Origin of the sequence: Clostridium sp. AF29-8BH (assembly GCF_003478145.1) — a bacterium.
Lineage (GTDB): Bacteria > Bacillota > Clostridia > Lachnospirales > Lachnospiraceae > Otoolea > Otoolea fessa.
The window spans coordinates 1-1,641 of record NZ_QUEL01000056.1 but is presented as its reverse complement, the minus strand read 5'-3'; the positions used below and the strand labels follow the sequence as shown (position 1 = coordinate 1,641).

Sequence of the window (1,641 nt, the reverse complement as noted above, 5' to 3'; positions counted from 1 at the left end):
CAGCGGTTTTGGTATAATTTTTCGTTTCACAGAGCTCTAAAAAGGTACTGAGCTTATAATTTAACACAGATATACTCTCTCCTTTCTGCGTGAATATCTGTATAAGGCGTTTAGTGGGGGGTGGCTATATCAAATGTGAAATAACGCACATTTAGTAGCAAGAATGCCTTGGTATTCTTGAATTTGTGGACCGAAATTCAGACTAAAGTCTGTATAATACAGATTTATCACTTTATAAAATAACATAATTTCATTTTATTTGATTTATATGCTAAGATCAAGACAAAGAAAAATATTTTTCGCGAATTTCAAAATAGTATACTTAAAATTATGAATGTTAGGGAAAGGAGGAACTATGGAATACCCGATTGGAATTGAGATGTCGAAGGACTATTTATCGTATGAGGTCAGTAAGGCTGCGTACAAGTTGGTGCACGATGTTATGCTGGTGCAGCCGGGAGAGAACGTAGTAATTACCGGAGATACCTCTACGGATAAACGTGTACTGGAAGCTCTCATGAGCGCAGCTTATACTGTTGGAGCCAATCCGCTGCTTGTTTTTGCACCGACCAATTTAAGTACCTATTCAGAACCGGCGGCTCCGCTTGGAAATGCAGTTGCTGTTTCCGATGTCTGGATTGAGTTATCATACGGTTCCATCTTCCTGAGTGATGCATGGAAGAGAGCAATTGATTTTGGCTGCCGTTACATTAATCTTACCGGCATGGATGCAACCATGATCGTGAATTGTATCGGAAGAGTCGATGTTAACAAGGTAGTAGAGCTGGGAGAGGCTTTAAAGGCTAAATTAGAGGCAGGAAACGATATTATCATTAAAGATAATAATGGAACTTATTTAACAGCCCAAAATGAGGGAAGAAAAGTTCGTCACTCCGGTCAGCTGGCAACCTTTAAGGGGTATCCGTTCATGATGGCTGGCCAGATTAGCTGGTGTCCAATAGAGGAAACGATTAATGGAACCCTTGTATTCGATGTTGCGATTTTCCCGCCGACCGACATGGGTGCAATTTCTGAAAATGTGAAACTCACCTTGGAAAATGGACGTGTAACTAAGATTGAAGGCGGAAAAGAGGCCGAACGTTTCAGCGCATGGCTGCATTCGTTCAACGATCCGAATATGTTCCGTTTGGCACACTATTCACTCGGATTCAATCCGGGCGTTATGAAACCAACCGGACGTATCGTAGAAGATGAACGAATTTTTGGATGCATGGAATTTGGTATTGGAAGTCAGGGTAAAATGATTCGCGGAAGCTACTGGACAGCAGCTTCTCACACAGACGGTGTAGTATCGAAACCTACAATTATCGTAGATGGCGTGACAATTGAGGAAAACGGAAAATATGTGGATCCGCAACTTGCTGAAATCTGCAAGCAGATGGGAGTTGAAGGATATTAATCCATAGTCATTAACCTTATAACAGAGGAAAGGAGCTTCCTGTATAATAAAAAGCGTAGACGTTGAAAATTGAAAATACCTCAGAGTACAATAAGACTACTGACTGGCAGGGTAGTAAAAATCTTATTATACAGAGAGGTATCTACAATGAAGTCTAACACACAGAACGCAAAAATTGAAGCTATTACAGAAAAAACTTTGGTACTCGGAATTGATGTCGG

The 1,641-nt window shown here is 40.6% G+C and carries 1 protein-coding gene; it reads left to right on the top strand.

What is annotated here, in order from left to right; translation table 11 throughout:
- The first annotated feature begins 355 nt into the window (after positions 1-355).
- The gene (locus DWZ16_RS15220) at positions 356-1,420 is read left to right on the top strand and encodes an aminopeptidase (protein WP_118466978.1); all 1,065 of its coding nucleotides are present in this window, start codon (positions 356-358) and stop codon (positions 1,418-1,420) included.
- The last annotated feature ends 221 nt before the right edge of the window (positions 1,421-1,641 follow it).